This window comes from Caballeronia pedi, from assembly GCF_001544915.2.
Classification (GTDB): domain Bacteria; phylum Pseudomonadota; class Gammaproteobacteria; order Burkholderiales; family Burkholderiaceae; genus Caballeronia; species Caballeronia pedi.
In genome coordinates this window covers 127,098-142,630 of sequence record NZ_FCOE02000014.1, presented here as the reverse complement: position 1 = coordinate 142,630, position 15,533 = coordinate 127,098, and the positions used below count along the sequence as shown (strand labels likewise).

Sequence of the window (15,533 nt, the reverse complement as noted above, 5' to 3'; positions counted from 1 at the left end):
AAAAGTCCATATATTTGAAGATCATCAGGAAAGCGGACGCAGGACGGCGCGAACCGGGCTCGCATCGAGCGTCGAGAATTTGAGCGGCAGGGCGATCAGTTCGTAATCGCCGGGCGCGACGGCGTCGAGCACGAGGCCTTCGAGGATCGCCATGCCGTGGGCGCGGATGCGCTTGTGAGCATCCATCGTCTTCGAGTCCTGCGGATCGAGCGAGGGCGTATCGATGCCGATGAGCTTCACGCCTTTTTCGGCCAGCAAATCGATGGTTTGCGGCGCGACGGCGGTGAAGGCGCTGTCCCACGCGTCGAGCGGCGCGTGCGCATAGGTGCGAAAAAGGACGCGCGCCGGGATGTCGTCGAGATGCGCGGCGATATGCTCGGGCATCACGAGCGGCGAAGCACCGATGCAGTGCACGACCCGGCACGCCCCGATGTATGTATCGAGCGCGACTTCGCCGATCGGTTTGCCGTGCTGGTCGTAGTGAAGCGGGGCGTCGGCGTGCGCGCCGGTGTGTGGCGACAGCGTGAGCCGCGCGACGTTGACGGGCGAGCCCGCCTCCATGCGCCACACGCGCTCGATGCCGACCGGCGTATCGCCGGGCCATACGGGCGTGGTGGTATCGATCGGCGGGGAAATATCCAGAAGCGTCATGACGCGCTCTAGCAGAAATTGTGAAGATGCGTCAAATCATAGTCGCGTTATCTCGAAAGGTGCTTGCGAAATAACCACCCAAAAGTGTCGCGCTTAGAACATAATTCGATGAAACGGGCTAGGGGACTCAAAAATGACCGGCTTCACGCTCGATGCAACAGATTGCCGAATTCTGGCGGTACTGCAGGAAGACGGACGGATCAGCAACCTGGACCTGGCGGAGCGCATTTCGCTCTCGCCGTCGGCGTGCTTGCGCCGAATGAGGCTGCTCGAAGAGGAAGGGGTGATCGCGAGCTATCGCGCGTGCCTCGATCGCGAGCGGCTCGGCATCGAACTGGAGGCGTTCGTCCACGTCTCGATGCGCAACGACCAGGAAAACTGGCATGAGAAGTTCGCCGCCGCCGTGCGCGAATGGCCGGAAGTGGTCGGCGCGTTCGTCGTCACCGGCGACACGCATTACGTGCTGCGGGTGCTCGCGCACAACCTCAAGCATTACTCCGATTTCATTCTTTCGAAGCTCTACAAGGCGCCCGGCGTGATCGACATCCGCTCGAACATCGTGCTTCAGACAATGAAGGACGACGCGGGCGTACCGGTCGCGCTGATCGAGCAGCCGGGGCGCGCGCACACGCCCTGAGTTTTATTCCAGCGGTCCCAGCGTATGGAAGCCGCCCGCGTGGAAGACGAGCGGCGCGACTTGCGTCACGTCTTCGCGCAGGCCGCAGCGTTCCACTTCGCCGACGAAGATCACGTGATCGCCTTCGTCGTAACGGCTGCGGTTGTGGCATTCGAACCACGCGAGCGCGCCATCCAGCACGGGCATGCCCGTATCGCCGGCCGCGTGTGAGACGCCCGCGAAGCGGTCGCCCTTGACGGTCGCGAAACGCCGGCACAGGTCGAGCTGCGACGCCGCGAGCACATTCACCACATAGTGGCTGTTGGCGCGAAATACCGGCATCGACGCCGATTTCGTCGCGAGGCTCCACAGCACCAGCGGCGGATTGAGCGATACCGAGTTGAACGAACTCGCGGTGATGCCGATCAACTGGCCGGACTCGGTGCGCGTCGTGATGACCGTGACGCCGGTCGCAAACTGGCCGAGCGCGGCGCGAAACGCGGTCGGATCGAAATTCGGGGTTTTGGCGCGTGTCATTTGGCAGATGAGCAGGCAAATGGGCGGTCGAATGTGTCGTGTGCTACCGAGCCGGCCGCGCGTCGCGCTTCAGTCGGAAGAACCTTTTCAGAAGTCATGTAAAAACTGGAGATTTGCTTCGATTCTATCGGAATCGGCCGCGCGTAGCCGCCAAATGACCGTATTCCGGCAGCAAGTTTGCTGCCGCCCGGGCTTTCTGCGCGGCGCGGCCAAACCCAGTAAGCTCGATTCATCTCGCCCGCGAGATTGAAGAACCGCGCGGGCGCATCCATATGCATGATCCGCGGCGTGGCCGCATGCACTTGATGAGGAGTTGCGCTTTATGACCCAAATTAGCCAGCAGGCGAAACTGGATACCGCGACGCTCGGCGGCGGATGTTTCTGGTGCACCGAAGCCGTGTTTCTCGCGGTGCAGGGCGTGGAGTCGGTCGAATCGGGCTATGCGGGCGGCAAGGTGGTGAATCCGTCCTACGAGCAGGTTTGCGATGGCGAAACCGGCCACGCGGAAGTGGTGAAGGTCGTGTTCGATCCGTCCGTCATCGGCTATCGCGAGATTCTGGAGATTTTCTTCGCGACGCACGATCCGACCCAGCTCAACCGGCAGGGCAACGATGTCGGCACGCAGTATCGCTCGGCCGTGTTCACGCATTCGGACGAACAGCGCAAGATCGCGCTCGAAGTGATCGACGAGTTGCAGCGCGAGGATGTCTACGGCGGCAAGATCGTCACGCAGGTCGTGCCGCTCGCCGACGACTACTATCCTGCCGAGGCGTATCACCAGAACTATTTCGCGCAGCATCCGAATCAGGGCTATTGCGCGGCGGTCGTCGGGCCGAAGGTCGCGAAGTTTCGCAAGAAGTTCGTGCATCGGCTGAAGGCGTAAAGCGCTTCTAGCTGTCTCGCGCGCGCTCGATTTCCTCCGCGATGCCGCGCGCGAGTTCGAAGCAGGTGAGCGGCGCGGAGCCTTCCGCCTTGTTGTTCGCCGCGATCACAACCGGCTGGCCCGCGATCGCATAACGCGCGGCCAGTTCGGCGAGCGCTTCGCGCGTGTCGCGGTCTTCATCGACGATCTGGTCGAACGGTTCGTACTTCGCCTTGGCCTGCTCGTAGCGAAAGCCGCTGTGCAGGCTCCAGCGCACGATCAGCGGGCCCATCCTCTCTTCATCCAGCAACGCGAGCGCCTTCGCCTGACGGCGCACGTCCGGCATGCGCGCGTGCGCACCGATGCAATAGCGCACGTTCGCGTCGCGCAGCGCGCGGATGAAACGCGGCGTGAGCATCACCGCGTCGCGAATCTCGACGGCGTAGCACGCCTCGCCTTCGAGCGGCGGCAACGCGCTCATGAACGCCGACAGCCGCTCGATGAAACCCGCCGGCTCGACGATCATCGCATCGGGCAGCGGCGAGAACTGGAACACGAGCGCGCCCGCTTTCGCGCCGAGCCCGCCGATGCACGGCGTCACGAACTCGTCGATGGCTATCTGCGCATTCAGGAACGCAGGGTTCTGCGCGTCCGGCGTGCCGCGCTCGCCGCGAACGAAGGCATCGGTGACGGAAGCGGGCGCTTTCACGATGAAGCGGAAATGCGCGGGCACCTGCGATGCATAGCGCGCATATTCGGCAAGCGATAGCGGCGCGTAGAACGAGCGGTCGATCGACACGCTTCTCAGAAGCGGATGCGCGCCGTAAGCGGTGAGGCCGTCGCGGGAAAGCTTTGTGTTGGAGTACTCGTCGCCGTAGACGATGCCGCGCCAGCCCGGAAACGACCATGTCGATGTGCCGAGATGGATGGCGTCGGGCAGGCGTTGCGCGATGGCTTCGAGTTCGGGCTGCAAGGGCGCGGGCAGGATGCCGCGTGGTCTGGGTTGCTTCGGCGGCTTCGCTGGTTCCGCCGAAACGGGCGCGGACTCGCCGAAAAGATCGAACTGATCTTCAGGTTCGTCCGCGTCGGGATGGAGCGAATCGTGGTTCAGAGCGCCTTCTCGTAGATATATCGCCGCGACCACGGCAGCGTCGTCGCACTGCGCCCCGCCTTGCGGCAGACCACCTGATAGATCGACACGTCGTCGTTCTCGAACGCATAGGCGCAGCCCGCGAGATACAGCCGCCAGATACGGAAGTGCTCATCGTCGACGAGCTTCTTCGCTTCTTCGGCGTGTTCTTCGAAACGGTCGGCCCAGATGTCGAGGGTACGCGCGTAATGCCGCCGCAGGCTTTCGACATCGAGCGCTTCCAGTCCGCCGCGCTGCATGCTTTCGAGCGCGAGGCCGATATGCGGCAACTCACCGTCCGGGAACACGTATTTGTCGATGAACTCGCCGCCGCCGAGCGAAGTCTCGCCGCTGTCGGCGTCCGACGAGGTGATGCCGTGATTCATCGCGATGCCGTCATCGACGAGCAGATCGCGGATCTTCGCGAAGTAGTCCGGCAGGTTCTTGCGCCCGACATGCTCGAACATGCCGACGCTCGTGATGCGGTCGAAATGCCCCGGAATGTCGCGATAATCCTGCAGTCGGATTTCGATTCTGTTTTCGAGACCCGCCGCTTTCACGCGCTCGGTCGCGAGCCTGAACTGGTTTTCGGAGAGCGTGACGCCCACGCACTTCGCGCCGAACTTCTGCGCCGCGCGAATCACGAGCGCGCCCCAGCCGCAGCCGATATCGAGCAGCGTGTGCCCCGGCTGCAACTGGATCTTCGTGAGGATGTGGTCGATCTTCTTCAGTTGCGCGGTGTCGATGTCTTCGTCGCCGTTCTCGAAATATGCGCAGGAGTACACCATGTTCCTGTCGAGCCAGAGCTGATAGAACTCGTTCGACACATCGTAGTGGTACTGAATGGCTCTCCGGTCCGACGTCTTCGAATGATGGAAGTAGCGTCGCACGCGGGCGAGCTTGCTGGCGCTCGTCACCGTGCTCTTCGCCAGCGAATAGCCGATGTTGATGATGTCGGAGAGCTTGCCCTCGATGTCGATCTTGCCCTTCACGTAAGCTTCGCCGAGGTTGTCGAGACTCGGTTCGAGCAGATAGGGCAGCGCGGTCGCGCTCTTCACGTGCAGCGTCACACGAGGCGCCGCGAACTGGCCGAAATCGTGCTGCTGGCCATCCCACAGCACGAGCCGCGCGGGCAGATTGGCCCGGTCGCGCACTTCCTCCACCCACTGCGTCAGCTTCTTCTCCCAGAACATGCTTGTTTCTCCGCGCTAGATGAAATCAAGAGAAGGCTTCGCGCCTCCATGTTCGTGCTGCCTGCCGCTTCGGCACCAGTCGTCTACGGCGCGAGTCTCGCGATGCGCCACGGCGCGAGCGCGTCACCACGCGTATAGACGATGCGATCGTGCAGCCGCGACGGGCGTCCCTGCCAGAACTCGACGGCGTCCGGCACGAGGCGATAACCGCCCCAGTGCGGCGGGCGCGGCGGCGCGTCGCCGTATTGAGCGATCATCTCGCGCTCGCGCGCTTCCAGCGCTTCGCGGCTTTCGAGCGGCTGACTCTGGTCGGACGCCCACGCGCCGATGCGCGAGCCGAGCGGACGCGATGCGTAATACGCGTCGCTCTCCTCATCGCTCGTCTTTTCGACGCGGCCCTCGATACGTACCTGGCGCTCGAGTTCGATCCAGTGGAACAGCAGGCTCGCCGCGGGATTGGCAAGAAGTTCGCGGCCTTTGCGGCTATCGTAATTGGTAAAAAAAACAAAGCCACGCTCGTCGACGCCTTTGATCAGCACGATGCGGGCGGACGGACGGCCCTCTGCATCGACGGTCGCGAGCGTCATGGCATTCGGTTCGGGCAACTTGGCATCGAGCGCCTGGGCGAACCAGGTCTGGAATTGGCGTACCGGGTCCGGATCGACGTCCGCGGCGTCGAGCGCGCCGCGCGAATAGTTTTTGCGAAGGTCAGCGAGAGTCGTCATTTTTATGCAAACACTACAGTCGGGTCAGTATAGCCAAGGTGAAACGTTCTTGCCCTGATTACCCCTGGACCTGTTGCGTGCCGGCAGGTGCGGCGCTCACGGCTATCACGTCCGGGGTTTCGATAAGGCAGAATACGCAATTCGATCGAATTTTGCATGATCGGACACTCAAGTTTTCAAACCCGACAGCCGTCCGTAAGCCTTGATTGACGCCGCACAACGAGCGCAGCATTTTGATGGCTTTTAGTTTGCTTTCAACGGACCCGGCTTCACCCATCCGCACGACATGAACGCTTCATCCGACACTGCTGTCACGCCTTCCGCCGAAGACATCGCCGATCGCGAGCGCCGCTTCGGCGGCATCGCGCGTCTGTACGGCGCGCCCGCGCTCGCCGCGTTCGAGAAAGCGCATGTCGCGGTGATCGGCATCGGCGGCGTGGGCTCGTGGGTGGCCGAAGCGCTCGCGCGCAGCGCTGTCGGCAAGCTGACGCTGATCGATCTCGACAATGTCGCCGAAAGCAATACGAACCGCCAGATTCACGCGCTCGACGGCAATTACGGCAAGGCGAAAGTCACCGCGATGGCCGAGCGCATCAGGCTGATCGATCCGGCGTGCGTCGTCGAGCAGATCGAGGATTTCGTCGAGCCCGGCAATTTCGACGCGACGCTCGGCGGCGGCTTCGATTACGTGGTCGACGCAATCGACAGCGTACGCACGAAAACCGCGCTCATCGCGTGGTGCGTGGCGCGCAAGCAGGCGCTCATCACCGTCGGCGGGGCGGGCGGGCAACTGGACCCGACGCGCATTCGCATCGACGATCTCGCGCTGACGATTCAGGACCCGTTGTTGTCGAAGGTGCGCGGCCAGTTGCGCAAGCTGCACGGCTTTCCGCGCGGCCCGAAAGCGCGCTTCAAGGTGAGCGCGGTGTATTCCGACGAGCCGTTGATCTATCCCGACGCGCCCGCATGCGATATCAGCGAAGGCGCCGAGCATCTCGAAACGGGCGCGGGTTATTCTGGTCCGGTCGGGCTCAATTGCGCGGGGTTCGGGTCGAGCGTGTGCGTCACGGCGAGCTTCGGTTTCGCGGCGGCCGCGTTTGTGTTGCGTGCGCTGGCGAAACGCGCGGCCTGAAACAAAACGGCCAGTTCCCGATAGAACTGGCCGTTTTCCCTTGCAGCGGTTGGTCGATCAGTTGATCGCCGCGCTCAGCTTGCGCCGCCACTGTGACACGAGATCCGGCTGATTGGCGGCGAGTTCGAACACGGAAAGCATGGTCTTGCGGCCGACGTCGTCCATGAAGGCGCGGTCGCGCACGACGATCGCGAGCAGGTTTTCCAGCGCGCCCGCATAGTCCCGGCCCGCGATCAGCCGATTGGCGAGCGCGAAACGCGCGTCGAGATCGTCGGGGTTGGCGTTCACCGCGTCGATCAGCGCGTCGGCGGGTGGCAGATCGGCGGCTGCATCGGCGGCGTCGAGCTCGGTTTTCAGTGCGTTGTAGCGCGCGTCGATGCCCTGCGTCGTCTTGGGCGACAGCAGCTTGTCCTCTTCCTTCGCGTCTTCGATACGGCGCTCCGCGATCAGCCACTCGATCAGGTCGAGGCGCGCGTTGTCGTAACCGGGATCGAGCGCGAGCGCGGCCTTGATCGTGTCGATGGCTTTCTTGCGGTCGCCCGCGGCCCACGCGCTTTGCGCGGCGCTGCGCTCGGCATCGGCGCCAGCGGGCACCAGACGGTCGAGAAACGCGCGCAACTCGCCCTCCGGCAGCACGCCGATGAACTGGTCGACCGGGCGGCCATCCGCGAACGCGATCACATGCGGAATGCTGCGCACCTGGAAGTGCGCCGCGAGTTCCTGATTCTCGTCGACGTTCACCTTGACGAGCTTCCACTTGCCGGCGGCTTCCGCTTCGAGCCTTTCGAGCATCGGTCCGAGCGTCTTGCACGGGCCGCACCACGGGGCCCAGAAATCGACCAGAACCGGCGCGAGCATCGACGCGTTGATGACATCGTTCTCGAAGGTGGCGAGGGTCGTATCCATTGCGTTTTCTCCTAATGCTTGCGGTCGATCCCATCTATATGGGGACGATCCGCGCGACTCTCAAGCGCTCACGCACGCCTCATGCCTCGGGCGGGCGATTTTCGCGGCGCTGCGGCGGCAGCGGGATGAACTCGGTCTCGCCGGGCACGCGTCCCATGCGTTGCTCGCTCCATGCGGTTTTTGCGGCGTCGATCTTCTCGCGCGCGCTCGACACGAAGTTCCATTCGATGAAGCGCGGGCCGTCGAGCGGCGCGCCGCCGAGCAGCATCGCGACGGCGCCGTTCGCGGAGCGCAGCGTCACGTCCGCGCCCGGCGTGAGCACGGCCATCTGCTGTTCGGGCAGCGCTTCGCCGTCGATGGACAGGTCGCCGCTCACCAGATAGACACCGCGTTCCTCGTGCTCGGTATCGAGCGTGATCTCGCTCGCGGCGGCGAATTGCGCGGCGACATAGAGCGTCGGCGAAAACGTGCGCGTGGGCGCCTGCGCGCCGAACGCCGTGCCCGCGATCACGCGCAACGTGACGCCGTCGCGTTCGATCTGCGGCAAGGCGGCGGCCGCGTGATGCTCGAACGCGGGCTCGACCTCTTCGCTCGCCACCGGCAGCGCGACCCACGTCTGGATGCCGTGCATCGACTGACCGGCGGCGCGCTCTTCGTCGGGCGTGCGCTCCGAATGGACGATGCCGCGGCCCGCGGTCATCCAGTTGACGTCGCCGGGCACGATCTTCTGCACCGAGCCGACGCTGTCGCGATGCATGATCGCGCCGTCGAACAGATACGTGACCGTCGCGAGCCCGATATGCGGATGCGGACGCACGTCGAGTCCCTTGCCGGGCACGAGCGTTGCGGGACCGATGTGGTCGAAAAAGATGAAAGGTCCGACGGTGCGCGCCGCGAGCGCGGGCAGCACTCGCCGCACCATGAGGCCGCCGACGTCGTGTTGGTGAGGCTTGAGGAGTGCGCGGATCGTCGATGGCATGGCGGAATTCGCTGGAAGGATCGGGCGCCGGAATGGCGCGCGTGGTTCCATCGATTCTACCGGCCGATGCCGCGCAACGCAGGCGTGCCGCCGGGGCGCTCATCTTTTACGTCGCCGCGTTCATGCGCATGCGCGCGGCTTCGCACAACTTTTGCAACCAGCATCGGGAGTCTGAAAATGAGCAAGAACAAGCTGTTGATCGCCATCACCGCGAGCCTTTTTACCGCCACCGCCGCGACGGGCGCATTCGCGCAGACGTCGTCGGGCAATTCGTCGGGGGCGATGAGCAACGATGCCGGCGCCACCACCGACAATTCGGCCGGCACGATGAAGCACAAGACGCCGAAGAAGCACACCGCGCATCCTTCGTCGGGCAAGAAGACGCCGGACGTGGAAACCGGCAACAACGCGGCGGCCGAGTCGGGCCAAAGCAAGTAAGCGCGGTTTCCTGGACCGAAGCGCTCGCGCTGCCGCAAAGGCGGCGCGAGCGCTTTTCGCGTGTTTCGTCATGCCGCGCAGGAATTGACAAGCAACCTCGCGCGACCCTCCGCTACACTTTCCGATTCGCCATCAACGCGCACGAAAGAAGGGGAAGGGCGATGTCGCCAAAGGATTTGCTGATTGCATCGATCGTGATTCTCGCGTGGGGCGTGAATTTCGTCGTCATCAAACTGGGGCTGCATGGCGTGCCGCCGATGCTGCTCGGCGCGCTGCGTTTCGCGCTCGCTGCCGTGCCGGCGCTGTTCGTCAAGCGCCCGCAAATTCCGCTGCGCTGGCTGTTTGCCTACGGCCTCACCATTTCGCTCGGCCAATTCGCGCTGCTCTTCTACGGCATGTATGTGGGGATGCCAGCCGGACTGGCGTCGCTGGTTCTGCAGGCGCAGGCGTTCTTCACGCTCGTGTTCGCATCGATGTTCCTTGGCGAGCGCATCCGCGCGGCGAATGTCGCCGGGCTCGTGATCGCGGCGGCGGGACTCGCGCTGATCGGCATGCGCGGCGGCCACGCGATGACCGTCACCGGCTTTCTCTTCACGCTCGCAGCCGCGGCAATGTGGGCGCTCGGCAACATCGCCACGAAGCGCATGGGCAAGGTCGATCTGCTGTCGCTCGTCGTGTGGGGCAGCCTGATTCCGCCGCTGCCGTTTCTCGTGCTCTCGCTGATCTTCGAAGGCCCGGCGCGCATCGAAGCGAGTCTCGCGCACATTCCGCTCGTGTCGGTGCTGGCGATTCTTTATCTCGCGTTTGTCGCGACGATCGTCGGCTACAGCCTGTGGGGGAAATTGCTGGCGCGCTATCCGGCGGGAAGCGTCGCGCCGTTTTCGCTGCTGGTCCCGGTGATCGGGCTCGCGTCGGCGGCGGCATTTCTCGGCGAGGCGCTGAGCGCCGCGCAGATCGCGGGCGCGGCGCTCGTGATGGCGGGACTCGCGGTGAACGTGTTCGGCGCGCGCTTCATGCAGCGCATCCTGCCGACGACGCGCTGAACCCCAACGCTTGCGCGCCTTACGTCATGCGGCTCTTCGCGAGCGGCGGATTGGCCGCGAAGTAGCGCTTGATGCCCTTCATGATCGCGTTGGCCATCTTGTCGCGATAGGCTTCGTCGTTCAGGCGCGCTTCCTCGTCCGGATTGCTGATGAACGCGGTCTCGACCAGGATCGACGGAATGTCCGGCGCCTTGAGCACGGCGAAGCCCGCCTGCTCGACCGAGCCCTTGTGCAGCTTGTTGATGCCGCCGATCTCGTTGAGCACGAAGCTGCCGTAGCGCATCGAATCGCGGATTTGCGCGGTCGTCGACATATCGAAGAGCGCGCGGTTCACGCTCGCGTCCTGCGATTTCACGTTGATGCCGCCGACCTGATCCGACGCATTCTCCTTGTTCGCCATCCAGCGCGCGGCGGCGCTTGACGCGCCGTGCTCCGACAGCGCGAACACCGACGAGCCGCGCGCATCGGGCGACGTGAACGCGTCCGCGTGAATCGACACGAACAGGTCCGCCGACACGCGCTGCGCCTTCTGCACGCGCACGTTGAGCGGCACGAAGAAGTCGGCGTCGCGGGTCATCATCGCGCGCATGTTGGGCTGAGCGTCGATCTTCGCGCGCAGCTTCTTCGCGATGTCGAGCGCGATGTGTTTCTCGTACGTGCCCTGGCCGCCGATCGCGCCGGGGTCCTCGCCGCCGTGACCCGGATCGATCGCGACGGTGAGCAGGCGCGTCGTGCCGGCGCCTTGCTTGGGCGTGGAGAAGGCGTATTGATCGGCGTCGCCGTCGTCCTTCTTCGCGATGACCGGCGGCGCGGACGGCACGCGCGGTTTCGCGGCGGGCTTCGGAGTCGCCGGAACGGATGGCGCGATCTCGACCGGCGCATCGTTCTGCGCGTACTTCTGGAAAAAGTCGTCGGTGGAATCGGGCGTGCTCGGCTTCTGTGCGGTCGCAGGTCCGGAGAGCGTCGCGGGCGGCGGCGCGGACGGATTCGGATTGGCGCGGTCGAGCGCCTCCTGCTTGCGTTCGGTCTGCGCGAGCAGTTCCATCAGCGGATCGGGCGCGACCGCCGGGTACAGGTCGAACACGAGCCGGTACTTGTAGCTGCCGATCGGACCCAGCGTGAACACCTGCGGCTTCACCGAGCCTTTCAGATCGAACACCATGCGCACGACATGCGGCTGATACTGCCCGATGCGCACTGCCTGAATCTGCGGATCGTTCGGCGTGATCTTCGAGACGAGATCGCGCAGCGCCTGATCGAGATCGATGCCGGAAAGGTCGACGACGAGCCGGTCCGGTCCCTGCAACAACTGGTTCGCGTTCTGCAGCGGCTGGTCCGATTCGATCGTCACGCGGGTGTAATCGCGCGCGGGCCACACGCGCACGCCGAGCACGCTGCTCGCATGCGCGAGCTTCGGGCCGACGAGCGCGAGCACGAGCGTGGAGGCGCCCGCGCGCAGCACCTGGCGGCGTCGCCAGTTGTGCGGCGCGACGGCGCCCGCTTCGATCGAATGAAATGGCTTGATCAACATCTTTCGAGACATGACTTTCCTGTTTCGCTAAACGCCCGCGCGCTCAGAACGCGGCCTTCTTCGTCCGAATGTGCTTCCTGGGTGATGTGGTCCGGCAGGGACAACTGGAACACGAGATCAGGCACGCCGAGCAGGCCGCCCGCCTGTTGCGGCCACTCGACGAGGCACAGCGCGCCCGCATCGAAATATTCGCGGAAGCCGGCATCGGCCCATTCGGCCGGATCGGCGAAGCGATAGAGATCGAAGTGATAAACGTCGAGCGGTCCGCTTTCGATGACGAGCGAGTACGGCTCGACGAGCGTGTAGGTCGGGCTCTTCACGCGGCCGACGTGGCCGAGCGCGCGCAGCGTGGCGCGCACGAGCGTGGTCTTGCCCGCGCCCAGATCTCCGATCAACTGGACCTGAAGACCGTGAAATCGTTCAGAAGAAGATTGCGATGCGCGGATGCGCGTGGCGTCGATGGCGCGCGCGAAGCGTTCTCCGAAAGCGAGCGTCGCCGCTTCGTCGCGCAACTCGAAGCGGCGTTCGAGAAGCGCGGAGGGAAGGTCTTGCGTCGTTCGTACGGGGCTTTCGGGCATTGCTCGTAAAATGTCGTGATGAACCGATTGCCGGAACATTCCGTTGAATTCACGACCGCGTCCAGCGACGCCGCCGCTGAGTCCGTCTCAGAGTCTCGCGTCATCGAACTCGATGAAAACGCGCTGGCGGAGCTCGCGCAACGCATCAAGGCGTGGGGGCGCGAGTTAGGGTTTGGTGCCGTCGGCATCAGTGATATCGACCTGACGGATGCCGAGAAAGGCCTGAATGACTGGCTGGAAGCAGGCTATCACGGCGAAATGGATTATATGGCCAAACATGGGATGAAACGCGCAAGACCGGCCGAGCTTGTGGCCGGGACGCGACGTGTCATCACCGCGCGCATGGCCTATTTGCCGGCGCAAACGCTCGCGAAACAGGGCGATGAAAGTGTCGCGACAGCCGATGGTCAGAAGAACGACTGGCGCGCGATCGAATGGTCGCGGCTCGCGAAGCCATCGCAGGCGATGGTCTCCATCTATGCGCGCGGCCGCGATTATCACAAGGTCATGCGCAATCGTCTGCAGCAACTGGCGGAGCGCATCGAAAGCGAGATCGGGCCGTTCGGGCATCGCGCGTTCACGGATTCCGCGCCGGTGCTGGAAGTCGCGCTCGCGCAGAAGGCGGGCAACGGCTGGCGCGGCAAGCACACGCTGCTGCTCGATCGCGATGCCGGATCGCTGTTCTTTCTCGGCGAAATCTTCGTCGATGTCCCGCTGCCCGTCGATCCGCATCCCGAGCAGGAAGGCGCGCATTGCGGGCAGTGCACGCGCTGCATCGGCGCATGTCCGACCGGTGCGATCGTCGCGCCGTATCGCGTCGATGCGCGGCGCTGCATCTCGTATCTGACGATCGAACTGCACGGCAGCATTCCCGAAGAGCTGCGTCCGCTGATCGGCAATCGCGTCTATGGTTGCGACGATTGCCAGCTCGTCTGTCCGTGGAACAAGTTCGCGCAGGCCGCGCCCGTCGCGGATTTCGACGTGCGGCATGGGCTCGATCGCGCGACGCTGGTCGAACTGTTCGCATGGAGCGCCGGCGATTTCGACACCCGCATGCAGGGCAGCGCGATCCGGCGCATCGGGCATGAGCGGTGGCTGCGCAATATCGCGGTCGGGATGGGCAATGCGTTGCGTTCCTCCGCGCTCGACGCAGGCGAACGCGAGGCCATCGTCGACGCGTTGCGCGCGCGTGAAGATGACTCGTCCGAACTCGTCCGCGAACACGTTCGGTGGGCGCTGGAGCAATCATGAAGACCATTCCGTTCGATGCCGTGATCGACGCGCCGTTCGGCAAAGTCGGCATTCGCGCCGATGCGCAGTGCGTGCGCGAGATCGTTTATCTGCCCGACGATGTCGACAGCGTCGAGCCGCACACGCCGCTCGCCCGCGACGCGGCCGCGCAGATCCGCCGTTACTTCGACACGCCGTCGATGCGCTTCGACCTGCCGCTCGCGGTCCGCGGCACCGCGTTTCAGCAGCGCGTATGGCGGGGCATTTCAGGCATCGCGGCGGGGCACGTCTGGACCTACGGGCAGCTTGCGCGCGAGATCGGCAGCGTGCCGCGCGCGGTCGGGCAGGCGTGCGGCTCCAATCCGCTGCCGATCGTGATACCGTGCCACCGGGTAGTGGCATCGGGCGGGATCGGCGGCTTCGCGCATCATCCCGGCGAGGGTTTTTATCGCAATGTGAAGCGCTGGCTGCTGGCGCATGAAGGTGTATCGATCGCATGACGAGCGCAACGACTGAAGCAATACAAACGCCGGAACTCACCGCGAGCCACGACTCGATCGATCTCTTCTGCGATGCGCTCTGGCTCGAACACGGTCTCGCGAAAAACTCGCTCGAAGCGTATCGGCGTGATCTCAAGCTCTTCGCGGAATGGCTCGGCAAGACGCGCGGCGCGTCGATCGATTTCGCCGTCGAGGCCGACATGAACGGCTACATGGCCGCGCGCCGCGGCGACAAGGCGACGTCGGCGAACCGGCGCTTGTCGGTCTTTCGCCGTTACTACGCGTGGGCTTTGCGCGAACACCGCACCACCTCCGATCCGACGCTGAAGCTGCGTTCGGCGAGGCAGCCGCCGCGCTTTCCGTCGACGCTCAATGAAACGCAGGTCGAAGCGCTGCTCGGCGCGCCCGACATCGAGGCGCCGCTCGGCCTGCGCGACCGCACGATGCTCGAGCTGATGTACGCGAGCGGCCTGCGCGTCACCGAACTGGTGACGCTCAAGACAGTCGAAGTCGGCCTGAACGAAGGCGTCGTGCGCGTGATGGGCAAGGGCTCGAAAGAGCGCCTGATTCCCTTCGGAGAGACGGCGCACGCGTGGCTCGAACGCTATCTGCGCGAAGCGCGTCCGGCGCTGCTCGGCGCGCGTTCCGCCGATGCGCTTTTCGTCACCACGCGCGGCGAAGGCATGACGCGCCAGCAGTTCTGGAACATCATCAAGCGCCATGCGCTGAAGGGCGGCGTGCACGCGCCGCTCTCGCCGCACACGCTGCGTCACGCGTTCGCGACGCATCTGCTCAATCACGGCGCGGACCTGCGCGTCGTGCAATTGCTGCTCGGGCACTCGGACATCTCGACGACGCAGATCTACACGCACGTCGCGCGCGAGCGTCTGCACAAGCTGCATCGCGAGCATCATCCGCGCGGGTGAGAACCCACATTCGCGAACGATCGTGCCACGGCCTCTCACGCTCGCGCACTCGCTACAATGCGTCCATGTCGAAAGCCAAACACGTATCCGAAACGCCCGCGACGCAGTTCCTGCGCCGCCACAAGGTGGCGTTCGGCGAACATCCTTACGATTATGTCGAGCATGGCGGCACGGAAGAATCCGCGCGGCAGCTCGGCGTGGACGAGCATCGCGTCGTCAAGACGCTCGTGATGGAGGATGAGCACGCGAAGCCGCTGATCGTTCTCATGCACGGCGACCGCACCGTGTCCACCAAGAACCTGGCGCGGCAGACGGGCGCGAAACGCATCGAGCCGTGCAGGCCCGAAGTGGCGAACCGGCATTCGGGCTTTCTCGTGGGCGGAACCTCGCCGTTCGGCACGAAGAAGGCGATGCCGGTGTACGTCGAATCGAGCATTCTCGACCTCGACCTGATTTATCTGAATGGCGGGCGGCGCGGCTATCTCGTCAGCCTGAAACCGTCTGTTCTGACGCAACTGCTCGACGCAAAGCCCGTGCAGTGCGCGAGCGTCGATTAG

Annotated in this window: 19 protein-coding genes; 9 read left to right on the top strand and 10 right to left on the bottom strand. The window is 64.4% G+C overall.

The genetic code is table 11. The features are described 5' to 3' along the window. Positions 1-24: 24 nt before the first annotated feature. Positions 25-651, bottom strand: a complete 627-nt coding sequence (gene kynB / locus AWB80_RS21765; protein ID WP_061176723.1) for an arylformamidase — start codon at positions 649-651, stop codon at positions 25-27. A 133-nt stretch (positions 652-784) separates the two neighbouring features. On the opposite strand from kynB, the gene AWB80_RS21760 reads away from it, so the two are divergent. After that, the gene (locus AWB80_RS21760) at positions 785-1,288 is read left to right on the top strand and encodes an Lrp/AsnC family transcriptional regulator (RefSeq protein ID WP_061119413.1); all 504 of its coding nucleotides are present in this window, start codon (positions 785-787) and stop codon (positions 1,286-1,288) included. Between the two features lie 3 nt (positions 1,289-1,291). On the opposite strand, the gene AWB80_RS21755 is transcribed toward AWB80_RS21760, so the two are convergent. Together AWB80_RS21755 and AWB80_RS43405 are read right to left on the bottom strand one after the other, a co-directional pair. Then, entirely contained in the window at positions 1,292-1,804 is a 513-nt protein-coding gene (locus tag AWB80_RS21755; RefSeq protein ID WP_061176722.1) for a flavin reductase family protein, read from the bottom strand. Beyond that, positions 1,801-2,076, bottom strand: coding sequence for a hypothetical protein (locus tag AWB80_RS43405; protein ID WP_143328114.1), 276 nt, complete (start codon positions 2,074-2,076; stop codon positions 1,801-1,803). The genes AWB80_RS21755 and AWB80_RS43405 overlap by 4 nt, the downstream gene beginning before the upstream one ends. A 50-nt stretch (positions 2,077-2,126) precedes the next feature. On the opposite strand from AWB80_RS43405, the gene msrA reads away from it, so the two are divergent. Further along, positions 2,127-2,687, top strand: coding sequence for a peptide-methionine (S)-S-oxide reductase MsrA (gene msrA / locus AWB80_RS21750; protein ID WP_061176721.1), 561 nt, complete (start codon positions 2,127-2,129; stop codon positions 2,685-2,687). A gap of 7 nt (positions 2,688-2,694) precedes the next feature. Here the strand turns inward: msrA and AWB80_RS21745 are convergent, their stop codons facing one another. The 3 genes from AWB80_RS21745 to pdxH all read right to left on the bottom strand — a co-directional run bounded on the left by AWB80_RS21745 (position 2,695) and on the right by pdxH (position 5,713). Beyond that, positions 2,695-3,798 (bottom strand): DUF72 domain-containing protein, encoded by a 1,104-nt coding sequence (locus tag AWB80_RS21745; protein WP_425266876.1) that lies wholly within the window; start codon positions 3,796-3,798, stop codon positions 2,695-2,697. Next, complete coding sequence (locus tag AWB80_RS21740; protein WP_061176720.1) at positions 3,774-4,988, bottom strand: SAM-dependent methyltransferase; 1,215 nt, start codon at positions 4,986-4,988, stop codon at positions 3,774-3,776. The genes AWB80_RS21745 and AWB80_RS21740 overlap by 25 nt, the downstream gene beginning before the upstream one ends. A gap of 83 nt (positions 4,989-5,071) precedes the next feature. Further along, positions 5,072-5,713, bottom strand: coding sequence for a pyridoxamine 5'-phosphate oxidase (gene pdxH, locus AWB80_RS21735; RefSeq protein WP_061176719.1), 642 nt, complete (start codon positions 5,711-5,713; stop codon positions 5,072-5,074). Positions 5,714-5,999: 286 nt separating this feature from the next. Between pdxH and AWB80_RS21730 the strand changes: the two genes are divergently transcribed. Beyond that, entirely contained in the window at positions 6,000-6,845 is an 846-nt protein-coding gene (locus AWB80_RS21730; protein WP_061176718.1) for a tRNA threonylcarbamoyladenosine dehydratase, read from the top strand. A 57-nt stretch (positions 6,846-6,902) separates the two neighbouring features. On the opposite strand, the gene trxA is transcribed toward AWB80_RS21730, so the two are convergent. Next, positions 6,903-7,751, bottom strand: coding sequence for a thioredoxin (gene trxA, locus AWB80_RS21725; protein WP_061176717.1), 849 nt, complete (start codon positions 7,749-7,751; stop codon positions 6,903-6,905). 79 nt (positions 7,752-7,830) lie between these two features. Further along, positions 7,831-8,730, bottom strand: a complete 900-nt coding sequence (locus AWB80_RS21720; RefSeq protein WP_061176716.1) for a pirin family protein — start codon at positions 8,728-8,730, stop codon at positions 7,831-7,833. A 177-nt stretch (positions 8,731-8,907) separates the two neighbouring features. Between AWB80_RS21720 and AWB80_RS21715 the strand changes: the two genes are divergently transcribed. Together AWB80_RS21715 and AWB80_RS21710 are read left to right on the top strand one after the other, a co-directional pair. Then, positions 8,908-9,168, top strand: a complete 261-nt coding sequence (locus AWB80_RS21715; RefSeq protein WP_061176715.1) for a hypothetical protein — start codon at positions 8,908-8,910, stop codon at positions 9,166-9,168. 161 nt (positions 9,169-9,329) lie between these two features. Then, positions 9,330-10,211: an EamA family transporter gene (locus AWB80_RS21710; protein ID WP_061176714.1), complete on the top strand. Its 882-nt coding sequence runs from the start codon at positions 9,330-9,332 to the stop codon at positions 10,209-10,211. A 19-nt stretch (positions 10,212-10,230) separates the two neighbouring features. Here the strand turns inward: AWB80_RS21710 and AWB80_RS21705 are convergent, their stop codons facing one another. Together AWB80_RS21705 and tsaE are read right to left on the bottom strand one after the other, a co-directional pair. Further along, entirely contained in the window at positions 10,231-11,754 is a 1,524-nt protein-coding gene (locus AWB80_RS21705; RefSeq protein ID WP_061176713.1) for an N-acetylmuramoyl-L-alanine amidase, read from the bottom strand. After that, a complete protein-coding gene (tsaE, locus tag AWB80_RS21700; RefSeq protein ID WP_061176712.1) occupies positions 11,736-12,320 on the bottom strand; it encodes a tRNA (adenosine(37)-N6)-threonylcarbamoyltransferase complex ATPase subunit type 1 TsaE in 585 nt (194 codons plus the stop codon). Before tsaE ends, AWB80_RS21705 begins: the two co-directional genes overlap by 19 nt. Positions 12,321-12,338: 18 nt before the next feature. Between tsaE and queG the strand changes: the two genes are divergently transcribed. The 4 genes from queG to ybaK all read left to right on the top strand — a co-directional run bounded on the left by queG (position 12,339) and on the right by ybaK (position 15,533). Next, a complete protein-coding gene (gene queG, locus AWB80_RS21695) occupies positions 12,339-13,571 on the top strand; it encodes a tRNA epoxyqueuosine(34) reductase QueG (RefSeq protein WP_061176711.1) in 1,233 nt (410 codons plus the stop codon). Continuing rightward, positions 13,568-14,050: a methylated-DNA--[protein]-cysteine S-methyltransferase gene (locus AWB80_RS21690; RefSeq protein WP_061176710.1), complete on the top strand. Its 483-nt coding sequence runs from the start codon at positions 13,568-13,570 to the stop codon at positions 14,048-14,050. The genes queG and AWB80_RS21690 overlap by 4 nt, the downstream gene beginning before the upstream one ends. After that, a complete protein-coding gene (xerD, locus tag AWB80_RS21685) occupies positions 14,047-14,976 on the top strand; it encodes a site-specific tyrosine recombinase XerD (RefSeq protein ID WP_061176709.1) in 930 nt (309 codons plus the stop codon). The genes AWB80_RS21690 and xerD overlap by 4 nt, the downstream gene beginning before the upstream one ends. Positions 14,977-15,041: 65 nt before the next feature. After that, entirely contained in the window at positions 15,042-15,533 is a 492-nt protein-coding gene (gene ybaK / locus AWB80_RS21680; RefSeq protein WP_061176708.1) for a Cys-tRNA(Pro) deacylase, read from the top strand.

What these genes read in the sequence shown, in the direction of transcription:
- msrA (WP_061176721.1), top strand. Translation starts at nt 2,127, where the DNA reads ATGACCCAAATTAGCCAGCAGGCGAAACTGGATACCGCGACGCTCGGC.
- kynB (WP_061176723.1), bottom strand. Translation starts at nt 651, where the DNA reads ATGACGCTTCTGGATATTTCCCCGCCGATCGATACCACCACGCCCGTA.
- queG (WP_061176711.1), top strand. Translation starts at nt 12,339, where the DNA reads ATGAACCGATTGCCGGAACATTCCGTTGAATTCACGACCGCGTCCAGC.
- trxA (WP_061176717.1), bottom strand. Translation starts at nt 7,751, where the DNA reads ATGGATACGACCCTCGCCACCTTCGAGAACGATGTCATCAACGCGTCG.
- tsaE (WP_061176712.1), bottom strand. Translation starts at nt 12,320, where the DNA reads ATGCCCGAAAGCCCCGTACGAACGACGCAAGACCTTCCCTCCGCGCTT.
- AWB80_RS21760 (WP_061119413.1), top strand. Translation starts at nt 785, where the DNA reads ATGACCGGCTTCACGCTCGATGCAACAGATTGCCGAATTCTGGCGGTA.
- AWB80_RS21720 (WP_061176716.1), bottom strand. Translation starts at nt 8,730, where the DNA reads ATGCCATCGACGATCCGCGCACTCCTCAAGCCTCACCAACACGACGTC.
- AWB80_RS21740 (WP_061176720.1), bottom strand. Translation starts at nt 4,988, where the DNA reads ATGTTCTGGGAGAAGAAGCTGACGCAGTGGGTGGAGGAAGTGCGCGAC.
- pdxH (WP_061176719.1), bottom strand. Translation starts at nt 5,713, where the DNA reads ATGACGACTCTCGCTGACCTTCGCAAAAACTATTCGCGCGGCGCGCTC.
- AWB80_RS21715 (WP_061176715.1), top strand. Translation starts at nt 8,908, where the DNA reads ATGAGCAAGAACAAGCTGTTGATCGCCATCACCGCGAGCCTTTTTACC.
- AWB80_RS21690 (WP_061176710.1), top strand. Translation starts at nt 13,568, where the DNA reads ATGAAGACCATTCCGTTCGATGCCGTGATCGACGCGCCGTTCGGCAAA.
- ybaK (WP_061176708.1), top strand. Translation starts at nt 15,042, where the DNA reads ATGTCGAAAGCCAAACACGTATCCGAAACGCCCGCGACGCAGTTCCTG.
- AWB80_RS43405 (WP_143328114.1), bottom strand. Translation starts at nt 2,076, where the DNA reads ATGGATGCGCCCGCGCGGTTCTTCAATCTCGCGGGCGAGATGAATCGA.
- AWB80_RS21705 (WP_061176713.1), bottom strand. Translation starts at nt 11,754, where the DNA reads ATGTCTCGAAAGATGTTGATCAAGCCATTTCATTCGATCGAAGCGGGC.
- xerD (WP_061176709.1), top strand. Translation starts at nt 14,047, where the DNA reads ATGACGAGCGCAACGACTGAAGCAATACAAACGCCGGAACTCACCGCG.
- AWB80_RS21710 (WP_061176714.1), top strand. Translation starts at nt 9,330, where the DNA reads ATGTCGCCAAAGGATTTGCTGATTGCATCGATCGTGATTCTCGCGTGG.
- AWB80_RS21730 (WP_061176718.1), top strand. Translation starts at nt 6,000, where the DNA reads ATGAACGCTTCATCCGACACTGCTGTCACGCCTTCCGCCGAAGACATC.
- AWB80_RS21755 (WP_061176722.1), bottom strand. Translation starts at nt 1,804, where the DNA reads ATGACACGCGCCAAAACCCCGAATTTCGATCCGACCGCGTTTCGCGCC.